Genomic DNA, 351 nt, shown 5'->3' with positions numbered 1-351 from the left:
CCTGCTGCATATTGAAATGCTTGGGCTGCCGGATTGGCGTCATGGCTGGCTAAATCAATATGGGCACCGCTCACCACCACACCTAAGAACGCTAAAAACAGCACATAACGCATGATGCCAACTACAACAATGCCTTTGGTTGCAGCTTTAGCAACTTCATTAATATTTTCAGGGCCAACAGCACCTTTATCGAGTAAACGGTGCGCACCCGCATAACAGATATAGCCACCCACTGTACCACCCACAATAGTGGTAATAATGGCAAAGTCGATATGATCTGGAGCAAATGTCTGATGTACAGCTTGACCAACTGGAGGCATCACAATGACGGCAACAATAATAATCAGCAGG

1 pseudogene is annotated in these 351 nt (G+C 46.4%); it reads right to left on the bottom strand.

What is annotated here, in order from left to right:
* Positions 1-351: pseudogene (locus tag B2671_RS15785) on the bottom strand (hypothetical protein); the annotation flags it as partial.

It is taken from the genome of Clostridium sp. UBA5119 (assembly GCF_002414285.1).
Classification (GTDB): domain Bacteria; phylum Bacillota; class Clostridia; order Clostridiales; family Clostridiaceae; genus Clostridium_J; species Clostridium_J sulfidigenes.
This window is presented reverse-complemented; position numbering and strand designations above follow the sequence as displayed.